General features: G+C 61.6%; 13 protein-coding genes. 10 read left to right on the top strand and 3 right to left on the bottom strand.

Features of this window, described 5'->3' with window-relative positions; all coding sequences use genetic code 11:
- Nucleotides 1-26 precede the first annotated feature (26 nt).
- Genes PHI30_RS04125 through PHI30_RS04115 form a run of 3 tightly spaced genes read left to right on the top strand, consistent with a single transcriptional unit; the run spans nucleotide 27 to nucleotide 3,505 of the window.
- Nucleotides 27-1,844, top strand: coding sequence for an FtsW/RodA/SpoVE family cell cycle protein (locus PHI30_RS04125; protein WP_300024273.1), 1,818 nt, complete (start codon nucleotides 27-29; stop codon nucleotides 1,842-1,844).
- A complete protein-coding gene (locus PHI30_RS04120; RefSeq protein WP_300024270.1) occupies nucleotides 1,831-3,198 on the top strand; it encodes a penicillin-binding transpeptidase domain-containing protein in 1,368 nt (455 codons plus the stop codon). Before PHI30_RS04125 ends, PHI30_RS04120 begins: the two co-directional genes overlap by 14 nt.
- Nucleotides 3,199-3,211: 13 nt before the next feature.
- The gene (locus tag PHI30_RS04115; protein WP_300024267.1) at nucleotides 3,212-3,505 is read left to right on the top strand and encodes a hypothetical protein; all 294 of its coding nucleotides are present in this window, start codon (nucleotides 3,212-3,214) and stop codon (nucleotides 3,503-3,505) included.
- Nucleotides 3,506-3,589: 84 nt separating this feature from the next.
- Here PHI30_RS04115 and PHI30_RS04110 read toward each other — a convergent pair whose 3' ends face one another.
- Complete coding sequence (locus PHI30_RS04110) at nucleotides 3,590-4,204, bottom strand: DUF1643 domain-containing protein (protein ID WP_300024264.1); 615 nt, start codon at nucleotides 4,202-4,204, stop codon at nucleotides 3,590-3,592.
- Between the two features lie 119 nt (nucleotides 4,205-4,323).
- Between PHI30_RS04110 and PHI30_RS04105 the strand changes: the two genes are divergently transcribed.
- The 7 genes from PHI30_RS04105 (at nucleotide 4,324) to PHI30_RS04075 (ending at nucleotide 14,656) form a co-directional block, all read left to right on the top strand.
- Nucleotides 4,324-7,635 (top strand): PD-(D/E)XK nuclease family protein, encoded by a 3,312-nt coding sequence (locus PHI30_RS04105; RefSeq protein ID WP_300024262.1) that lies wholly within the window; start codon nucleotides 4,324-4,326, stop codon nucleotides 7,633-7,635.
- 1 nt (nucleotide 7,636) lies between these two features.
- The gene (gene addA / locus PHI30_RS04100; protein ID WP_300024259.1) at nucleotides 7,637-11,197 is read left to right on the top strand and encodes a helicase-exonuclease AddAB subunit AddA; all 3,561 of its coding nucleotides are present in this window, start codon (nucleotides 7,637-7,639) and stop codon (nucleotides 11,195-11,197) included.
- Between the two features lie 123 nt (nucleotides 11,198-11,320).
- The gene (rpmE, locus tag PHI30_RS04095; protein WP_300024256.1) at nucleotides 11,321-11,524 is read left to right on the top strand and encodes a 50S ribosomal protein L31; all 204 of its coding nucleotides are present in this window, start codon (nucleotides 11,321-11,323) and stop codon (nucleotides 11,522-11,524) included.
- Nucleotides 11,525-11,642: 118 nt separating this feature from the next.
- On the top strand, nucleotides 11,643-12,152 hold the full coding sequence (locus PHI30_RS04090; RefSeq protein WP_300024253.1) for a flavin reductase: 510 nt from the start codon (nucleotides 11,643-11,645) through the stop codon (nucleotides 12,150-12,152).
- Between the two features lie 9 nt (nucleotides 12,153-12,161).
- Entirely contained in the window at nucleotides 12,162-13,433 is a 1,272-nt protein-coding gene (gene hflX, locus PHI30_RS04085) for a GTPase HflX (protein ID WP_300024250.1), read from the top strand.
- A gap of 64 nt (nucleotides 13,434-13,497) precedes the next feature.
- Nucleotides 13,498-14,049, top strand: a complete 552-nt coding sequence (locus PHI30_RS04080) for a GNAT family N-acetyltransferase (RefSeq protein ID WP_300024247.1) — start codon at nucleotides 13,498-13,500, stop codon at nucleotides 14,047-14,049.
- Nucleotides 14,024-14,656: a YigZ family protein gene (locus PHI30_RS04075; RefSeq protein WP_300024244.1), complete on the top strand. Its 633-nt coding sequence runs from the start codon at nucleotides 14,024-14,026 to the stop codon at nucleotides 14,654-14,656. Before PHI30_RS04080 ends, PHI30_RS04075 begins: the two co-directional genes overlap by 26 nt.
- Nucleotides 14,657-14,700: 44 nt before the next feature.
- On the opposite strand, the gene PHI30_RS04070 is transcribed toward PHI30_RS04075, so the two are convergent.
- Both PHI30_RS04070 and PHI30_RS04065 read right to left on the bottom strand, forming a co-directional pair.
- Nucleotides 14,701-14,919, bottom strand: a complete 219-nt coding sequence (locus PHI30_RS04070) for a heavy-metal-associated domain-containing protein (RefSeq protein WP_300024241.1) — start codon at nucleotides 14,917-14,919, stop codon at nucleotides 14,701-14,703.
- 56 nt (nucleotides 14,920-14,975) lie between these two features.
- A partial coding sequence (locus PHI30_RS04065) for a DUF4397 domain-containing protein (protein WP_300024239.1) occupies nucleotides 14,976-15,929 on the bottom strand: 954 nt, incomplete at its 5' end.

The following is a 15,929-nucleotide window of genomic DNA, read 5'->3' as shown; positions in this document are numbered from 1 at the left end:
ACCATGCTGAAAGGGGGCAAACCGCCATGGAAGCATTGATGGCGCCGCTGCAAGCCTTGCTGGATCGTATTTCCGCCCTGCTGACGGCCTATCCGCTGATCGGAGAGTGGTATATGGCATTCGTCCGCTTTCTCTTTCCGGTGCTGGCGGTTTTGATCCTGTTCCGGGCGGTGCGGTCGCTGCTGCGGATTCCGCACACGCCGGAGATTTGGGGGCAGCTGAGCCTGCCCAACGGCACGCCCCTCCAGCTGACCCACTGGGAAAACATCATCGGCCGGGGAAAGAACGCCGACGTCTATTTGAACTATCCCAGCATTTCCCGCCAGCACGCGGCGCTGTGCAGGGGAGAGAATGAAAACTGGACGCTCTATGATCTGGGCTCCAAGGGCGGCACCGCCGTGAACGGAGAGCCGGTTGCCACGTCGGTTCCCGTGAAGCTGGGGGATACCATTGCGCTGGGCGGCGTGCCGCTGGTGTTTCTGCCCCAGACCGTGGCGGAGCGGGAGGAGCTGGAGGAAAAGCGGCGCTCGGAGCGTCCTGCATCGATCTGGCCGTCCTTTTTGTGGCTGACGCTGTTTCAGGTGCTGACCTGTTTGCAGCTGATCGTGTCCATGGGGGAAAGGTCCACGGCGGCGGTGCCGCTGGCGTTTTTCAGCTTGAGCGCGGTCATGTGGGCTTACTATGCGGTGCTGCGGTGCAGCCGCTGCGTGGGCTTTGAGCTGGAGACCATCGCCTTCTTCCTCTCCACGCTCTCCCTTTCGGTGACGGCTTCCAGTGCGCCGGAAAGCCTTTTTAAACAGCTGCTTGCCATTTTTCTGGGTTTGATCCTCTTTTTGGTGTTGGGGCTGTTTCTGCGGGATTTGAGCCGGGTGCAGAAAAACCGCTGGCTCATGGCGGCCGGGGCCATCGGCCTTTTGGGGATCACGCTGGTCCTGGGCCACGCCAAGTATGGCGCCGTGAACTGGATCTCTCTGGGCGGACTTTCCTTTCAGCCCTCTGAAATTGCCAAGATCTGCTATATTTTTGCCGGCTCCGCCACGCTGGAGCGGCTGTTCCACCGGCGAAACCTGACGCTGTTCATCGTGCTGACCGGCGTTTGCATCGGCCTTTTGGGCCTCATGAGCGATTTCGGCACGGCGGCCATCTTTTTCGTGACGTTTCTTGTCATCGCCTATCTTCGCTCCGGCGATTGGGCGACGCTCTCCCTCATCTGCGGCGCGGCGGTGTTTGGCGCGGGCATCATTTTAAAGTTCAAGCCTTACATCCTCAATCGCTTCGCCTCTTGGGGCCATGCGTGGGAGGCCGCGTCCACCACCGGCTATCAGCAGACGCGGACCATGTCTGCGGCGGCCTCCGGCGGCCTTTTGGGCATGGGGAGCGGCAACGGCTGGCTCCATAAGATCGCCGCGGCGGACACCGATCTGGTGTTCGGGATGCTGTGCGAGGAATGGGGATTGCTCATTGCGCTGCTGGCGGCGGCGTCCATCATCGTGCTGGCCTTCTTCGCTGCCCGGGCTGTCCGGGTGGGACGCTCCAGTTTTTATACCATCGCCGCCTGCGCGGCGGGGTCCTTACTGGTGTTCCAGACCTGCTTAAACGTGTTTGGCTCCGTGGACCTGCTGCCTCTCACCGGCGTCACCTTCCCCTTCGTCTCCAACGGCGGCTCCGCCATGATGTCCGCGTGGGGTCTGCTGGCCTTTCTGAAGGCCACCGACACTCGGGAAAACGCCAGCTTTGCCATTCGGCGGCGAGGGCAAAAGCGTTTGACGGAGGAGGCCCGGAAGCGAGTGGATACGGTGGGAGACCCCTTTGGAACCGGGGAGGCGGCAAATGAAAAGAATTGAGCAAAGAGCGGTGGTCTGCCGCATTCTGGCGCTGGTGCTGGCGGTGGGGCTTGGCGTCTTTCTCGGCAAGTATTTGCTCCACGGAGGCAGCTGGGCGTCCTCGGCTTTCAACCGCCACCTGTATAACTCCGCCGGGCAGCTGGCGGTTGGCACGGTGCTGGACCGGGACGGAGACGTCCTCTCCACCGTCAAGGACGGCAAACGGACCTATTACGACAATGAGACAGTGCGCAAGGCCACGCTCCATGCCGTGGGTGATTTGCAGGGCAGCATCGGCACCGGCGCCTTGAATGCCTTTGCCGATAAGCTCACGGGGTACAATCTGCTCAACGGCGCCTTCGGCGCCGATCAGGGCGCGGAGCTGTATCTCACCGTGGACGCCCGGTATCACTACGAGGCCTATCGGGCCTTAAATGGCCATGCGGGCACTGTGGCGGTGTACAACTATAAAACCGGAGAGATTTTGTGCATGGTGTCCGCCCCCAGCTACGATCCGCTGAACGTGCCGGGAGATATTGAGACCAACGAGCGCTATAAGGGCGCGTATCTGAACCGCTTTCTCTCCTCCACCTTCACCCCCGGCTCCGTCTATAAAACGGTGACGCTGGCAGCGGCGCTGGAGAAAATTCCGGATTTGGAGGAGCGCACCTGGGAATGCACCGGCAGCGTCCAGATCGGGGAGGAGACCATCGTCTGCTCCGGTGTCCACGGTGAGCAGCACATTGGGGACGCGCTGGCGAACTCCTGCAACGTGGCGTTTGCCGAAATTGCCCAGGAGCTGGGCGCGGACACGCTGAAGGCCTACACGGAAAAGGCGGGGCTTACCCGGAGCTACTCCGTCAGCGGACTGCCCACGGCGAAGGGCACCTTTTCTTGGGATGGCATCACCGACGGAGAGCTGGGCTGGGCCGGTGTGGGCCAGTACAAGGATCAGGTGAATCCCTGCGCGCTGCTGTGCTATATGGGGGCCATCGCAAACGGCGGCAAGGCGGCGGAGCCGTACCTCATTGAAAAAAGCGTCAGCGCGCTGGGCATCCCGTCGCTTCCCCATATCACGCGCAAGACGGAGACGCTGATCTCCGGAGCTACCGCGAAAAAAATGGCGGACATGATGGCCGAAACCGTGAAAAAAACCTACGGAAGCGACCGCTTTCCCAATATGGACCTGTGCGCCAAGTCCGGAACCGCCGAGGTGGGGGATGGAAAGACGCCCCACGCCTGGTTTGCGGGCTTTTTGCGCAATGAGGATGCGCCCTACGCCTTCGTGGTGATGGTGGAAAACGGCGGCGGCGGAAGCTCCGTGGCGGGTACCGTGGCAGGCCGGGTGCTGGGCGCCATCGTGAACGGATACTAAAAGGAGAACGTGTATGAAAAAGGGATTTTGGCTGCGCACCATGGGGCAGATGCGGCTGGGGGCGGTGGTTTCCGGCGTCGGATTTTTGCTGTATCTTGCGGCGTCTGCGCTGGCATGGGATACGGCGGCGGGCATCCTCGCCATCGCCTTCGGCCTTCTGGCGGTCTATGTGTTTTGCTCCATGCTCTCGCTCTCGGGGGATTCCTCCAAGCCGGTCACATACAGCCTTTTGTGGGGGCAGGGGGCGCTGACCATTTTGCTGGTCGCCTGCGCCGTTTTGACGGTGAAGCTCTGGCTGGGATACTAGAAAATACCGCCTGCACGCAAAAAGCCCGGCTGTAAGCCGGGCTTTTCCTATTGATGGATGTGGAAGCTGGTTCTTCCAGTTCCTTTATTTTTTCGCGGAAAGATAAGCCCCAATGTCAAACTCCAACAGCTGGGTGTCCCGCCTGAGGTACAGGGGGTGGTGGGGATTCCCAGATTTCAGCAGGGGACCTGCTGTAAACCATTTTGCATTTACAGACTCTCCGTCTGCGGCGAAGTCCCGCATACAATCCGTCAGATAGCTTCGCTTTTCGATAATGTTGCCCCAAGCCGCCCAGACGGCGGGCTGGGCTGAGAGGGAGAGCAGATACCGGAAGGCCTTCCGATTTTCATCGTGGAGCGCGGCGTTGCACACTGTCTCCATGTCATCCGGACGGGTGGCCCGCTGAGCGTAGACGTTGAACATGAGAAAGCTGTCGTAGCCGTTGGCGCGGGCGATCCGCTCCACAGACTGCAAGGTGGGGTCCAGCGCATCCGGGGCGGCGGTGGAGGGGTTGATGCCGATGCAGATGAGGGGATGCGTTCCCCGGGTGCCCAGAATGTACCGGTATTCCGAATAAGTGTTTGGCACGTAGAGCCAGCGGTCTGCGTCGTAAGCGGGACAGGGGCGAAGAGCGGTCTCCAGCGCGGGGGAGAAAGGCTCCAGCGCAAGTGTTGCGGTGGTTCCCTGGGGAATGTGCATGGTACGGTCCTCCAAAGTTTTTTTACAGGATAACACAGCCGGTCTCAAAAGGCAACGGGGCTGTTCACGGCGGGGGAAATGTGGTATCATAACCGAAAACGGACGGCGGAGGGACGCGTATGCTGACGGTCTTGATGGGACGGGCCAAAACGGGAAAATCGGACACGGTGCTGCGGCAAATCGCCGCGCTGGGAGATCGGGGCCAGCAGATATTGCTGGTGCCGGAGCACGCCTCCCACCAGGCGGAGGTGGATCTTTGCAGGGCCTGCGGCCCGACAGTCAGCCGCCATGCGGAGGTGCTGAGCTTTCGCCGCCTGTGCGACCGGGTGCTCACGCTCACCGGAGGCATCTCACAGGTGGCGCTGGACGCGGGCGGAAAGCTGCTGACACTGCAAAAAGCGCTGGGGGAAGTGGCGCCGGAGCTGAGCGTGTATCGCCGCCCCTCTCAGAAATCCGCCTTTTTGCAGCAGCTGCTGGACCTTTTTGATGAGCTGCGCTGTTACGAGGTCACACCGGAAATTCTCTACGAGAAGGCGGAAGAGATCGAAGGGTCGACCCACGAAAAGCTCCGGGACCTCAGCCTTTTGTACGGGGCCTACGAAGCCCGCTTAAAGCGGCCCGGGTTGGACGCCCGGGACCGGATGACCCGCCTGTGCGACCATCTGGAGGACTCCGGCTACGTGGTGGGCAAGGACGTTTTCATTGATGGGTTTACGTATTTCAACGCGCAGGAGCGGCGCGTGCTGGAAATTTTACTGCGGCAGGCGAGATCCGTCACGGTGACGCTGCTGGGGGAGGAGGACAGCCGGGAAGAGACTTTCGAGCCCTCCCTCCGCACCCTGGGAAGGCTCCGCCGTTTGGCGGAGCAGGCGGGCTGCGCCGTTGAGACAAAGACGCTGCGGGGGGAGGACCCCTCGGCACTGGGCCATCTGGAGCGGCAGTTCTTCGGGGGAAACGAGCCGTTTTCCGGGCCGTGCAGCAACATCTGCATCCGGGAGGCGGACTCGGTCTTTTCCGAAGTGGAGCAGACCGCCGCGGATATCCGGCGGCTGCTGGCGGGCGGCAAGTACCGCTGTCGGGACATCACCGTGGCGGCCCGGAACATGGGAGACTATGCCGGCGTCATCGAGACGGTGTTTGAGCGCTATGGCATCCCCGCCTACCTCAGCCGCCGCAGCGACATTCTGGAAAAGCCGGTTATCAGCCTGCTTGTGGGCGTCCTCTCCGCCATCGCAAACGGATACGAGTATGACGAGATGTTCCGGTGGCTGAAAACCGGCCTTGCGGGCGTGACGGCGGAGGAATGCGACCTGCTGGAAAACTACGCGCTCAAGTGGGAAATCCACGGCGGCATGTGGCTGCGGGACGTGGATTGGACGGAGAATCCCGACGGCTACGGCGCACCGTGGACGCAGGAGCGGACGGCGCTGCTGGCGCGGGTCAACGGTTTGCGCCAGCGGGTGCGCGGGCCTCTTTTCCGCCTGTCAGACGGGCTGAAATCCGGAAAAACAGCGGGCGAGAAAGTGGATTCACTTTACAGCTTTATGGAAGAGCTGCGCTTGCAGGACACCTTGGAACAGCAGCGCCAGGCGCAGGCACGCTCGGGCAGAGCGCAGGACGCGGAGGAGACGGCCCAGCTGTGGGACATCCTCTGCGGGGTGCTGGACCAGTTCGTGGAGATTTTGGGTGAGGAGCCCATGGGGCTGGACAAATTTTTCCGCCTTTTCCGGCAGGTGCTGACGCAGTACAGCGTGGGCACCATTCCCGTGTCGCTGGATCAGGTCTCCGTCAGCGAGATCACCCGCAATGACCGGCACACGGCCAAGGTGCTCTTTTTGCTGGGGACCAACGACCACGTGCTGCCGGACCCGGGGCAAAGCGGCGGCATTTTGAACGATGACGACCGGGATGCTCTCAGCCAGCGGGGGATCGAACTGGCGCCCACGGGTATGGAGCGCATGAGCATCGAGCTGCAAAATCTCTATGCCGCGCTGGCGCAGCCGGTTTGCGCACTGACCGTCAGCTATCCGGTCAGCGACGTTTCCGGGGCAGAGCTGCGGCCCGCCTTTGTGGTGGACCGGCTGCGGACGCTGTTTCCGGCACTGAAAGTCGAAAAAGAGGGAAATGACAAGGAATATCGCTTAACAGCGGTTTTGCCTGCGCTGGAGATGGCGGGGCAGACGGAAAAGGGGGATTTGCGGCGCTTTTTCAGCAAGCGTCCGGAATTTCAGGATGCCCTCGCCCGGATGGAACAGGCGGCGTCGCTGAGGCGCGGCGCACTCTCCCGGGCGGCGGTGCGGACGCTGTACGGCGAGCGCATCTCCATGTCCGCCTCCCGGCTGGAGCGGCTGCGCAGCTGCCACTTCGCCTACTTCATGGAATACGGTCTGCGGGCCAAGCCCCGTGCGCCGGCGGCCTTTGACGCGCCCCAGATCGGGACCTTTCTGCACTACCTGTTGGAAAACGTCACCCGGGAGGTGCTCAGCCGAGGCGGCTTTGCGGCGGTGGAGGAGGATGCGCTCCACGCGCTGGTGCGGAAGTATATTGAGCAATACGCCCAACTGGAGCTGCACAACTTTCAGGACCGGAACGCCCGCTTCCGCTATCTCTTCGCCCGCTTGCGGAACACGGCCTACGCCGTGGTGGATCAGGTGGCGGAGGAGCTGCGCTGCTCGGACTTCATCCCACTGGAATTCGAGCTGTCCTTCGGGGACCACGGCGCGCTTCCGGGGGTGGTGATCTCGGAGCCGGACGGGGAGCTGCGCATTGGCGGCAAGGTGGACCGGGTGGACGGCTGGGTGAAGGACGAGAAGCTGTATCTCCGGGTGGTGGACTATAAGTCCGGGCGGAAGGCCTTCGATCTCTCAGCGGTGAAGATGGGACTGGATATCCAGATGCTGCTCTACCTCTTCACCCTGCAAAAAGAGGGCGGGGCCTATTTCCAGAGGGACGTGGAACCGGCGGGCGTTTTGTATCTGCCTGCCCGGGACGAAATTTTGACGGCGGAGCGAAACATTTCCCCGGAAAGGCTGGAAAGCGAACGGGAGAAGCAGCTGCGCCGCAGCGGATTGCTGCTTGCGGAGCCTGCGGTGCTGGAGGCCATGGAGCACGAGTCCCTGCGAAAGCCCCACTACCTGCCGCTTCGGGTAAACCGGGATGGCGATCTTTCCGGCAGCATTGCCTCGGCGGCGCAGCTGGGGAAGCTGGGGCGGTATGTGGACGAACTGTTGCATGAGATTTCCCGGGAGGTCCGCCAGGGCAACATCGACGCGGACCCCTGCTGCCACAGTTCGGACGATAGCTTCTGCCAGTACTGCGACTGGGCGGATGCCTGCCATTTTCAGGATGGCCGGGACGGGGACCATCTGCATTACATTCTGCCGGTGAAGGCGGAGGATTTTTGGGCCATGCTGGAAAAGGAGGGCGATTGACATGGAAAAACCCACATTGACCCCCCAACAGCGGGAAGTGGTGGAAAACCGGGGCGGCAGCCTGCTGGTATCCGCCGCCGCAGGGTCCGGCAAGACAAAGGTGCTGGTGGAGCGGCTGTTCCGCTTTGTGACGGAAGAACACTGCAACGTGGACGATTTCCTCATCATCACCTACACCAAGGCGGCTGCCGCCGAGCTGCGGGGCAAGATCGCCGCGGAACTTTCCCGCCGGATGGGCGAGACGCCGGGGGACCAGCATCTCAAGCGTCAGCTGCTGCGGGTGTATCAGGCGGACATCAAGACGGTGGACGCCTTCTGCACCGCGCTGTTGCGGGAAAACACCCACCTTCTGGCTCGGGAGGAGGACCGCTGCGCCCTGACGCCGGACTTCAAGGTGCTGGACGACAGCGAGGCTCGCTTGGTCCGCGTCCGGGTGCTGGGACGGGCGCTGGAGTCGTTTTACGACGCGCTGGACGCCCTCCGGGAGCAGCTGGCGGACACCCTTGGCGCCGGAAGGGACGACAGCGCACTGGAGGAGCTGGTGCTGGAAGTGTACGAAAAGCTCCAGAGCCACGCCTACCCGGACCGCTGGCTGGCGGAAAGCCGGAGCGCGTGGAGCGGTCTGGACGGTTCCTTTGAGGATACGCCCTACGCTGCGGAGCTGCTGCGATCCATCCGCCGAAAGGCGGACTACTGGGCGGCGCTTTTGGAAAAGACCGCCGAAGGGATGGCGGAGGACGCCGCGCTTGCGGCAGGGTATGGAGAAAAATTTCAAATTGCGGCGGGCGGGTTTCAAACCCTCTCCCAAAGCGGGGACTGGGAGACGGCCCGCCGGTGCGGGCAGATGGTGGACTTCCCCCGCTTGAATACGCCCCGGGGCAGGAAGGACGACCCGTGCGTCGCGGCGGCGAAGCAGGTGTGGGAAGCCTGCAAGGCGGAGAAAAAGAAGCTGGACCGCCTGCTGGACGTCAGCGGGGAGGAGGCCATGGAGGACCTGCGGGCGGTGGCTCCGGCCATGGAGGCGCTGCTGGAATTGACAGTGACGTTTTCCGAGAGCTACCGCGTGGAAAAGCTGCGGATGAACGCGCTGGATTTTTCCGATCAGGAGCATCTGGCGCTGCGGCTGCTGGTGGCGGAGGATGGCGCGCCCACAGAGCTGGGCGAGCAGGTGGCCGCCCGATATCAGGAAATTCTGGTGGACGAGTATCAGGATACCAACGAGGTACAAAACGCCATCTTCCGGGCGGTTTCCAAGCGGGAGCAAAATCTATTCACCGTGGGCGACGTGAAGCAGAGCATCTACCGTTTCCGGCTGGCGGACCCCACCATCTTTCTGGGGAAATACAACCGCTTCAAATCCTGGGAGGAGGTACAGCCGGGGGAGGAGCGGAAAATCCTGCTCTCCAAAAACTTCCGCTCCCGGCAGGAGGTTTTGGACGCCGCCAACTTTATCTTCACCAATATCCTCTCCCCGGAAATGGGGGAGATGACCTACGGGGAGGAAGAGGCGCTGCACTTTGGCGCGGCCTACTATCCCCCGCGAGATGACTGCGCCACGGAATTCCACCTGATCGCCGCGCGGCAAAAGAGCGCGGAAAACGATCAGCCCGTCAAAAAGCTGACGGCGGAAGCCCGGTTTGTGGCAAAGCGCATCCGGCAGCTGCTGGACGAGGGCTATGGCGTCACCGACGGCGACGGGCAGCTGCGGCCCTGTCGGCCGGAGGACGTGGTGATTTTGATGCGTTCCCCCGGCAGCCGGACGGCGGCTTACGCCCAGGCGCTGGCGGAGCGGGACATCCCCTGCTCCTTTGAAGAAAGCGGCGATTTCTTCCACACCATGGAGATTTCCGTGATGCTGGCGCTGCTGGAGCTGCTGGACAATCCCCGGCAGGATGTGCCGCTGATCAGCGTGCTGCGCTCGCCTCTGTTCGGCTTCTCGCCGGATCGGCTGGCGGAGATTCGCGCCAAGGCCCCCGGCGGGGACTATTTTGACGCGGTAAGCGCCGACGGGGGAGCGGACTGCGCCGCCTTTTTGGAGACGCTGTCCGCTTTGCGCGCATCGGCACGGGACATGAATGTCCACCGTCTGGTGTGGCACCTCTACAACACGCTGAACGTGCTGGGTATTTTCGGCGCTATGGACGCCGGAGCGGAGCGGCGGGAAAATCTGATCGCCTTCAGCCGTCACGCCGAAAAATTTGAAAGTGGCGGCTACCGGGGGCTTTTCGCCTTCGTGACGCAGCTGCGCCGTCTGCTGGATGCCGATCAGGCACCGTCTACCAAGGCTGCGGCGGCGGTGAACGGCGTTCGGCTGATGAGTATTCACAAGTCCAAGGGACTGGAGTTTCCCATTGTGATTCTGGCGGATTTGGACCATGCCTTTTCCCGGCAGGATTTTGACACGCCGGTGCTGGTCCATCCGGAGATGGGGCTTGGCCCCCGCCGGGTGGATTTGGAGCGAAAAATCCAGTATCCCACGCTGGCGCGGCTGGCAATCGAGGAAAAACTGCGCCGGGAAAACCTTTCGGAGGAACAGCGCATTTTGTACGTGGCGATGACGCGCCCCAAGGAAAAGCTGATTTTGGTGGATGCCATGTACCACGCGGAGGGCCGGCTGCAAAAGCTGGCTGCGGTGGCGGCGTGCCCCGTGGAGCCGGAAACGGTGGCGGCGGGAAAGACGTTTGGGGACTGGCTGCTGCTGCCCCTGCTCTGTCGCCCGGAGGCCCTGCCGCTGCGAACGCTGGCAGACCTGCCGGTTGAAACGGCGCAGACGTTGGATACCAGCGCGTGGCAAGTGTTTACCCATGACAGCGAGGACTATCGTGAGCGACCCGCCTGCGCGAAAATTCTGTCTCCGGAAGCGGAGGGAGAGGTCTCCTTCGATGAAGAACTCCTCTCCTTCGTCTACCCCTATCAACGGGAGACGCTGCTTCCCGCCAAGGTGACCGCCACCCAGCTCAAGGGCCGGACGCTGGACGAGGAAATTGCGGAAAATGCCGCCCGCACACCCTATGTCCGCCCGCTGTCCCAGCCGAAATTCCGGCAGGAGCACTACGGTCTCACCCCGGCGGAGCGGGGCACGGCGACCCATCTGGTGCTGCAATACCTGGACTTTGACGAGGGCAACGTGGCCGGTCAGGTAGAGCGTCTGCAAGCGCGGGACCTGCTTACGCCCCGGCAGGCCTCGGCAGTGGATGTGGGGGCGCTGGAGCGTTTTCTCGCCTCGCCTCTGGCGGAGGAGATCCGCCGGGGGAGCCATCTTCTGCGGGAGTATCGGTTTACGCTGTTGATGGACGACCGGCTCTACGACCCGGAAGCGGCGGGGGAGGACGCCATCTTGCTCCAAGGCGTGGTGGATTGCTGCTTTGAAACGCCGGAGGGCGTGACGGTGGTGGATTTCAAGACCGATCAGGTGCGCACGGAGGAGGAGGTCGCCCGGAGAGCCGCGCATTACCGCGCCCAGCTGGAGGCCTATTCCATGGCGCTGGAGCGGGTTTTGGAGCGGCCGGTGAAGCGGCGGGCGCTGTATTTTCTCGCTGCCGGCGCGTGTGTGGACGTATAACTTGTTTTTACCAAAAAAAACTTGGAAATCTCAGAAAAACGCTTGCATTTTAAAAATACGTGTGTTACACTAGCATAGCCTTTGTGAAAGGTAGCCTTGCTAAGAAAGAGGTGAACGAGAGCAATGAAAGAAGGAATCCATCCCAATTATCAGCAGACTACGATTACTTGCGCCTGCGGTAATGTGATTGAGACAGGTTCTACCAAGAAAGAAATCAAGGTGGAAGTCTGCTCTAAGTGTCACCCCTTCTTCACAGGTAAGCAGAAGCTGGTGGATACCGGCGGACGCGTTGCCAGATTCAACAAGAAGTTCGGTTTGGACAAATAAGTCTGACACGATCACAAAAAGGTCTGCCGATTGGCAGGCCTTTTTTTGTTTACATTTTTCACCAAACCGCATATACTAAGCAGTATCGAGGCTCATTTTTGGAAAGGGGCGTTTTGCCATGAGAATGCATTCCGCGGACCCGAAAACCCTGACGCCGGAAATCTTTCAGCTGTTTAAAACCCAAAACGCGCTGCTGACTGCCGGGGACCGGGAGGGCTGCAACACCATGACGATTGGCTGGTGTCAGCTGGGAACGCTGTGGAATCTGCCGGTGTGCACGGTCTACGTGCGGCCGGAGCGCTATACCTATCAATTTATGGAGTCCAAGGACTACTTCACCGTGTCCGTGCTGCCCGCTTCGGAAAAGGAGACCCTGCGCATTTGCGGTACGCAGAGCGGACGGGATACAGATAAGATCAAAACCTGCGGACTGACCGTCTGCTACGGTGCCGGAGACGCGCCCTTTATTGAGGAATCGGAGCTGGTGCTGGTGTGCAAAAAGCTGTACGTGCAGGACCTCGCGCCGGAATGCGTGAAGGACGAGCGCATCTTCCGCTCTTACGGCGCCATGGGCGGCTGGCGTCGCGGCTATACCGGTGAAGTTTTGGAAGCCTATATAATAAAATAAGGAGAATCTATGCAGGAAACAGAAGAAGTACGTGACAAAGTGGTGCTGGTGGGGCTAAACTCCCCGGTGCTGAAAGAAGGAGAAAACGCCGACGAGGGCACCATGGAGGAGCTTTCCTCTCTGGTGGAGACCGCCGGCGGCGCGACAGTGGGGATCGTGCTGCAAAACCGCCCCTCGCCGGACCCCCGCAGCTTTATCGGGGAGGGCAAGGTGGAGGAGGTCCGGACGTTTTGCGAAAACAACGGGGCCACCATGGTCATTTTCGATAACGATCTCTCCCCGTCTCAGCTGCGGGTTTTGACGCAGACGCTGGGTGTGCAGGTGCTGGACCGCTGCGGACTGATCCTGGACATTTTTGCCCAGAGAGCCAAGACCAAGGAGGGCCGCCTTCAGGTGGAGCTGGCGCAGTACCAGTATCTGCTGCCCCGCCTGACGGGAATGTGGACCCATCTGGAACGGCAGGCAGGCACCAGCGGAAAAGGCCCCATCGGCTCCAAGGGTCCCGGCGAGACCCAGCTGGAAACGGACCGCCGCCACATCCACCGCAAGATCGACAAGCTGCGCGCCGATTTGGAGGATGTGCGCCGGGTGCGGGGCACCCAGCGCCAGCAGCGGCGGAAGAACGAGGTCCCGGTGGTTGCCATCGTGGGCTATACCAACGCCGGAAAATCCACGCTGCTCAACCGGCTGACGGATGCGGGAATCCCCGCCAACAACCGTCTCTTCGACACGCTGGACACCACCAGCCGTCTCCTGACGGTCAGCGACACACTGGAGGTGGTGGTATCCGATACCGTTGGCTTTATCCGCAAGCTCCCCCACCAGCTGGTGGAGGCATTCAAGGCCACGCTGGAGGAGCTGGAGTACGCCGATTTGCTGCTGCACGTCATCGACGTGTCCAGCCCCGACTGGGAGCAGCAATCGCAGGTGGTGGAATCGCTCATTACGGAGCTGGGGGCCAGCGAGCTGCCCCGCATCGACGTGTTCAACAAATCCGATCTGGTGGACGCGGGGGAGATCATGCCCCACGGGGAGGATATCTGCTCCATTTCCGCCGCCACCGGCGAGGGCGTGGACGCCCTGCTGCAAATGATCGACCGGCGGCTGGACAAGGGAACCCGGCGGGTGAGCATTCACCTCCCCTATGAGCAGGGCGGCCTTTTGGACATGCTGTACCGGGAGGCGAAGGTAGAAAACGTGGAGTATGGGGAGACCATCGACGTAACGGCGGTGTGCAATCCCCGGGTTCTGGGTCAGGTGGAGCCGTTTATCCAGCCGTGAAGCGCAGGACCTGCGTGCGCAACTGAAAAAGGGAAACCCCATTGCGAAGAAAAGAGGCTCCCATATGATTTTAGAAACACCGCGCCTTTTGCTGCGCCCCTTCCGGGACGGGGATGCGCCGGACGTATACGCTTACGCCCGCGATCCCCGGGTGGGTCCCATTGCGCTCTGGCCCAGCCATGCGACCGTGGCCGAAAGCCTTGCGGTCATCCGTACGGTTTTCGCTTCTCCCGGCGTATTTGCCATGGTGGAGAAAACCACGGGCCGGGTGGTGGGTTCCGTTGGCTTCGTTGGAAATCACCCCGCCGGGGAATACCCGGACTGCCCCGACGACGAGATCGGCTATGCGCTCAGCCCTGCCTATTGGGGGCGGGGACTAACGGGCGAGGCGGTGAGTGCTGTACTGCGGTATGGCTTTACAGTGCTTTGCTTGCAGCGCATCTGGTGCGGCCACTATGCCGGAAATTGGCGCTTTCGCCGCTGTATGGAAAAGTGCGGGTTTCGCTATCAGTTTGCCCGGACGGACTGGGTGGCAACCATGGGAGAATACCGGCAAAGCTATTTCTATCTGCTGACGAAGGAGGCATGGCGTGAGGGCGTATCGGGTACCCTTTGAGGACGGAGAGAGCGAGTTCGTGGAAAAGCGCTCCCGCTTCATCAGCTGTCTCTGGCGGGTGGAAAATGAGGCGGAAGCCCGCCAGCGCATTGAAGAGACGAAAAAGAAATACTACGACGCCCGCCACCACTGCTGGTGCTATCTTTTAAAGGAGGGCGGCGCGGTCCGCTACTCCGACGACGGAGAGCCCCAGGGCACTGCCGGTCAGCCGATGCTGAACGTGTTTCAGCGGGAGGAGATCGTGAATGTGTGCTGCGTGGTGACCCGCTATTTTGGCGGGATCTTGCTGGGGGCCGGGGGCTTGACACGGGCTTACGCCCGGGGGGCCAAGGAAGTGCTGGACCTTGTGGGCGTTGCCCGGATGAGCCTTTGGACCTTGTGGGACATCCCCTGTACTTATCCGCTTTTCGAGCGGCTGAAGCTGGAGATATCCGCCTGCGGCGGCGCGGTGCGCGCGGTGGAATACGGCGCGGAGATCACCGTCCGGGCAGCGTTTCCAGAGGGCGGGGAGAAAGAATTTTCCCGCCGCCTGACGGAGCTGTCCGCCGGGGGACTTTCGATGTGCTCGGCGGGGGAGGAGTTTCTCCCGGGGCCGCGGGAGCGCTGAATCGAAAAGAAGCGGTGCGCCGAATTTTCGGCGCACCGCTTCCTTTATTCTCCGGAACGCAGCTGAAAGCCAAGCTCCTGAATTTTTTGCCGAATCTGCTCCTGCCGGACGCCGGTGGAGTCGTAATCCACCGCCAGACATCCGCTGTTGCCCACGCTGACACTCGTCACGCCGGGCAGTGCGTCCAGTTCCCGCTTTAAAAGCGCGGTATCATGCCGTCCCGCGGCATCCTCCAGAGAAAAATAGGTGCTGAGATGTGCCAATGTCCTCACCCCTTCCTCGCCAGTATTTCCGCCGAAGAAGGTTTTATCCATACCGTTTAGCGATCTCCCGAGACAATTGCCTGCACGGCGTTGACCGCGGTGCCGCTGCTGAGCAAAAAGACGGAGTAATTGACGCCGCTGAACGCGTTGAGGTACAAAGAGGCCACAGTCTCCATGGGGGGCGCCATGCCGATAAACGCGCTATCCAGCGTTTCGATGTCCATCCATGCGGGCATGGAGGTCAGATTGGTCTCGGCAAAATAGAACTGATATTGGCCCGGACGCAACCGCTTGAAGCTGGTGGTTTCCTTATAGCGCACGTCGGTGTAGACCACCCGGCCGTCTCCCAGCAAAACATCCAGCGGGGTGCTGTTGAGGGCCAGATTGCTGACGCGGAAATTGGCAAAGCCGCCGGTGGGCGGGCAGCAATTGTCCTGAATCTGCAAAAGGTCCAGACCGCTTGGCGTGTTGATGATCGCAACGGTGGTGAGTGTGCCTGCCTGGAAGGGTAACGTTTTCTGAATGTAAATATAGCCGTCCGTGCCGGTGACGGTAATCGTCTGGTAACCGCTGTTTACCCGCCCATAGGCGGAAAGCGCGGCGTAGCTGAGCCAATTTACGGCGCGGAAGTTATTGACAAGGACGCGGAAGGTCTGATAGCCAAAGGCCGCGTTCAGAAAACGGATCTGCGCGGAGCGGGGCCAAAAGGGGATGATGGCTCCGCCGCCGTAGACGGGACCGCCCTGACCGGGACCGGGCAGGGGAATGACGGGGATGCCGCCGCCTCCGTAGACGGGACCGCCCTCACCGGGATTGGGCAGAGGAATGACAGGGGTGCCGCTGCCGCCTTCGTAGACGGGACCGCCCTCGCCGGGATTGGGCAGGGGAATGACGGGAGTGCCGCTGCCGTTGCCGCCGACGGGACCGCCCTCGCCGGGATTGGGCAGGGGAATGACGGGAGTGCCACTGCCGTTGCCGCCGACGGGACCGCCCTCGCCGGGATTGGGCAG

The organism is Oscillibacter sp. (assembly GCF_028693505.1).
In the GTDB taxonomy this organism is placed as follows: domain Bacteria; phylum Bacillota; class Clostridia; order Oscillospirales; family Oscillospiraceae; genus Oscillibacter.
Note: the sequence above shows the minus strand (reverse complement) of the source record. Positions and strands in the feature narration are given on the sequence as shown.

Excerpts from the sequence above, each read along its gene's own strand:
- PHI30_RS04125 (WP_300024273.1), top strand. The coding sequence starts at position 27 with ATGGAAGCATTGATGGCGCCGCTGCAAGCCTTGCTGGATCGTATTTCC.
- PHI30_RS04120 (WP_300024270.1), top strand. The coding sequence starts at position 1,831 with ATGAAAAGAATTGAGCAAAGAGCGGTGGTCTGCCGCATTCTGGCGCTG.
- PHI30_RS04115 (WP_300024267.1), top strand. The coding sequence starts at position 3,212 with ATGAAAAAGGGATTTTGGCTGCGCACCATGGGGCAGATGCGGCTGGGG.
- PHI30_RS04110 (WP_300024264.1), bottom strand. The coding sequence starts at position 4,204 with ATGCACATTCCCCAGGGAACCACCGCAACACTTGCGCTGGAGCCTTTC.
- PHI30_RS04105 (WP_300024262.1), top strand. The coding sequence starts at position 4,324 with ATGCTGACGGTCTTGATGGGACGGGCCAAAACGGGAAAATCGGACACG.
- addA (WP_300024259.1), top strand. The coding sequence starts at position 7,637 with ATGGAAAAACCCACATTGACCCCCCAACAGCGGGAAGTGGTGGAAAAC.
- rpmE (WP_300024256.1), top strand. The coding sequence starts at position 11,321 with ATGAAAGAAGGAATCCATCCCAATTATCAGCAGACTACGATTACTTGC.
- PHI30_RS04090 (WP_300024253.1), top strand. The coding sequence starts at position 11,643 with ATGAGAATGCATTCCGCGGACCCGAAAACCCTGACGCCGGAAATCTTT.
- hflX (WP_300024250.1), top strand. The coding sequence starts at position 12,162 with ATGCAGGAAACAGAAGAAGTACGTGACAAAGTGGTGCTGGTGGGGCTA.
- PHI30_RS04080 (WP_300024247.1), top strand. The coding sequence starts at position 13,498 with ATGATTTTAGAAACACCGCGCCTTTTGCTGCGCCCCTTCCGGGACGGG.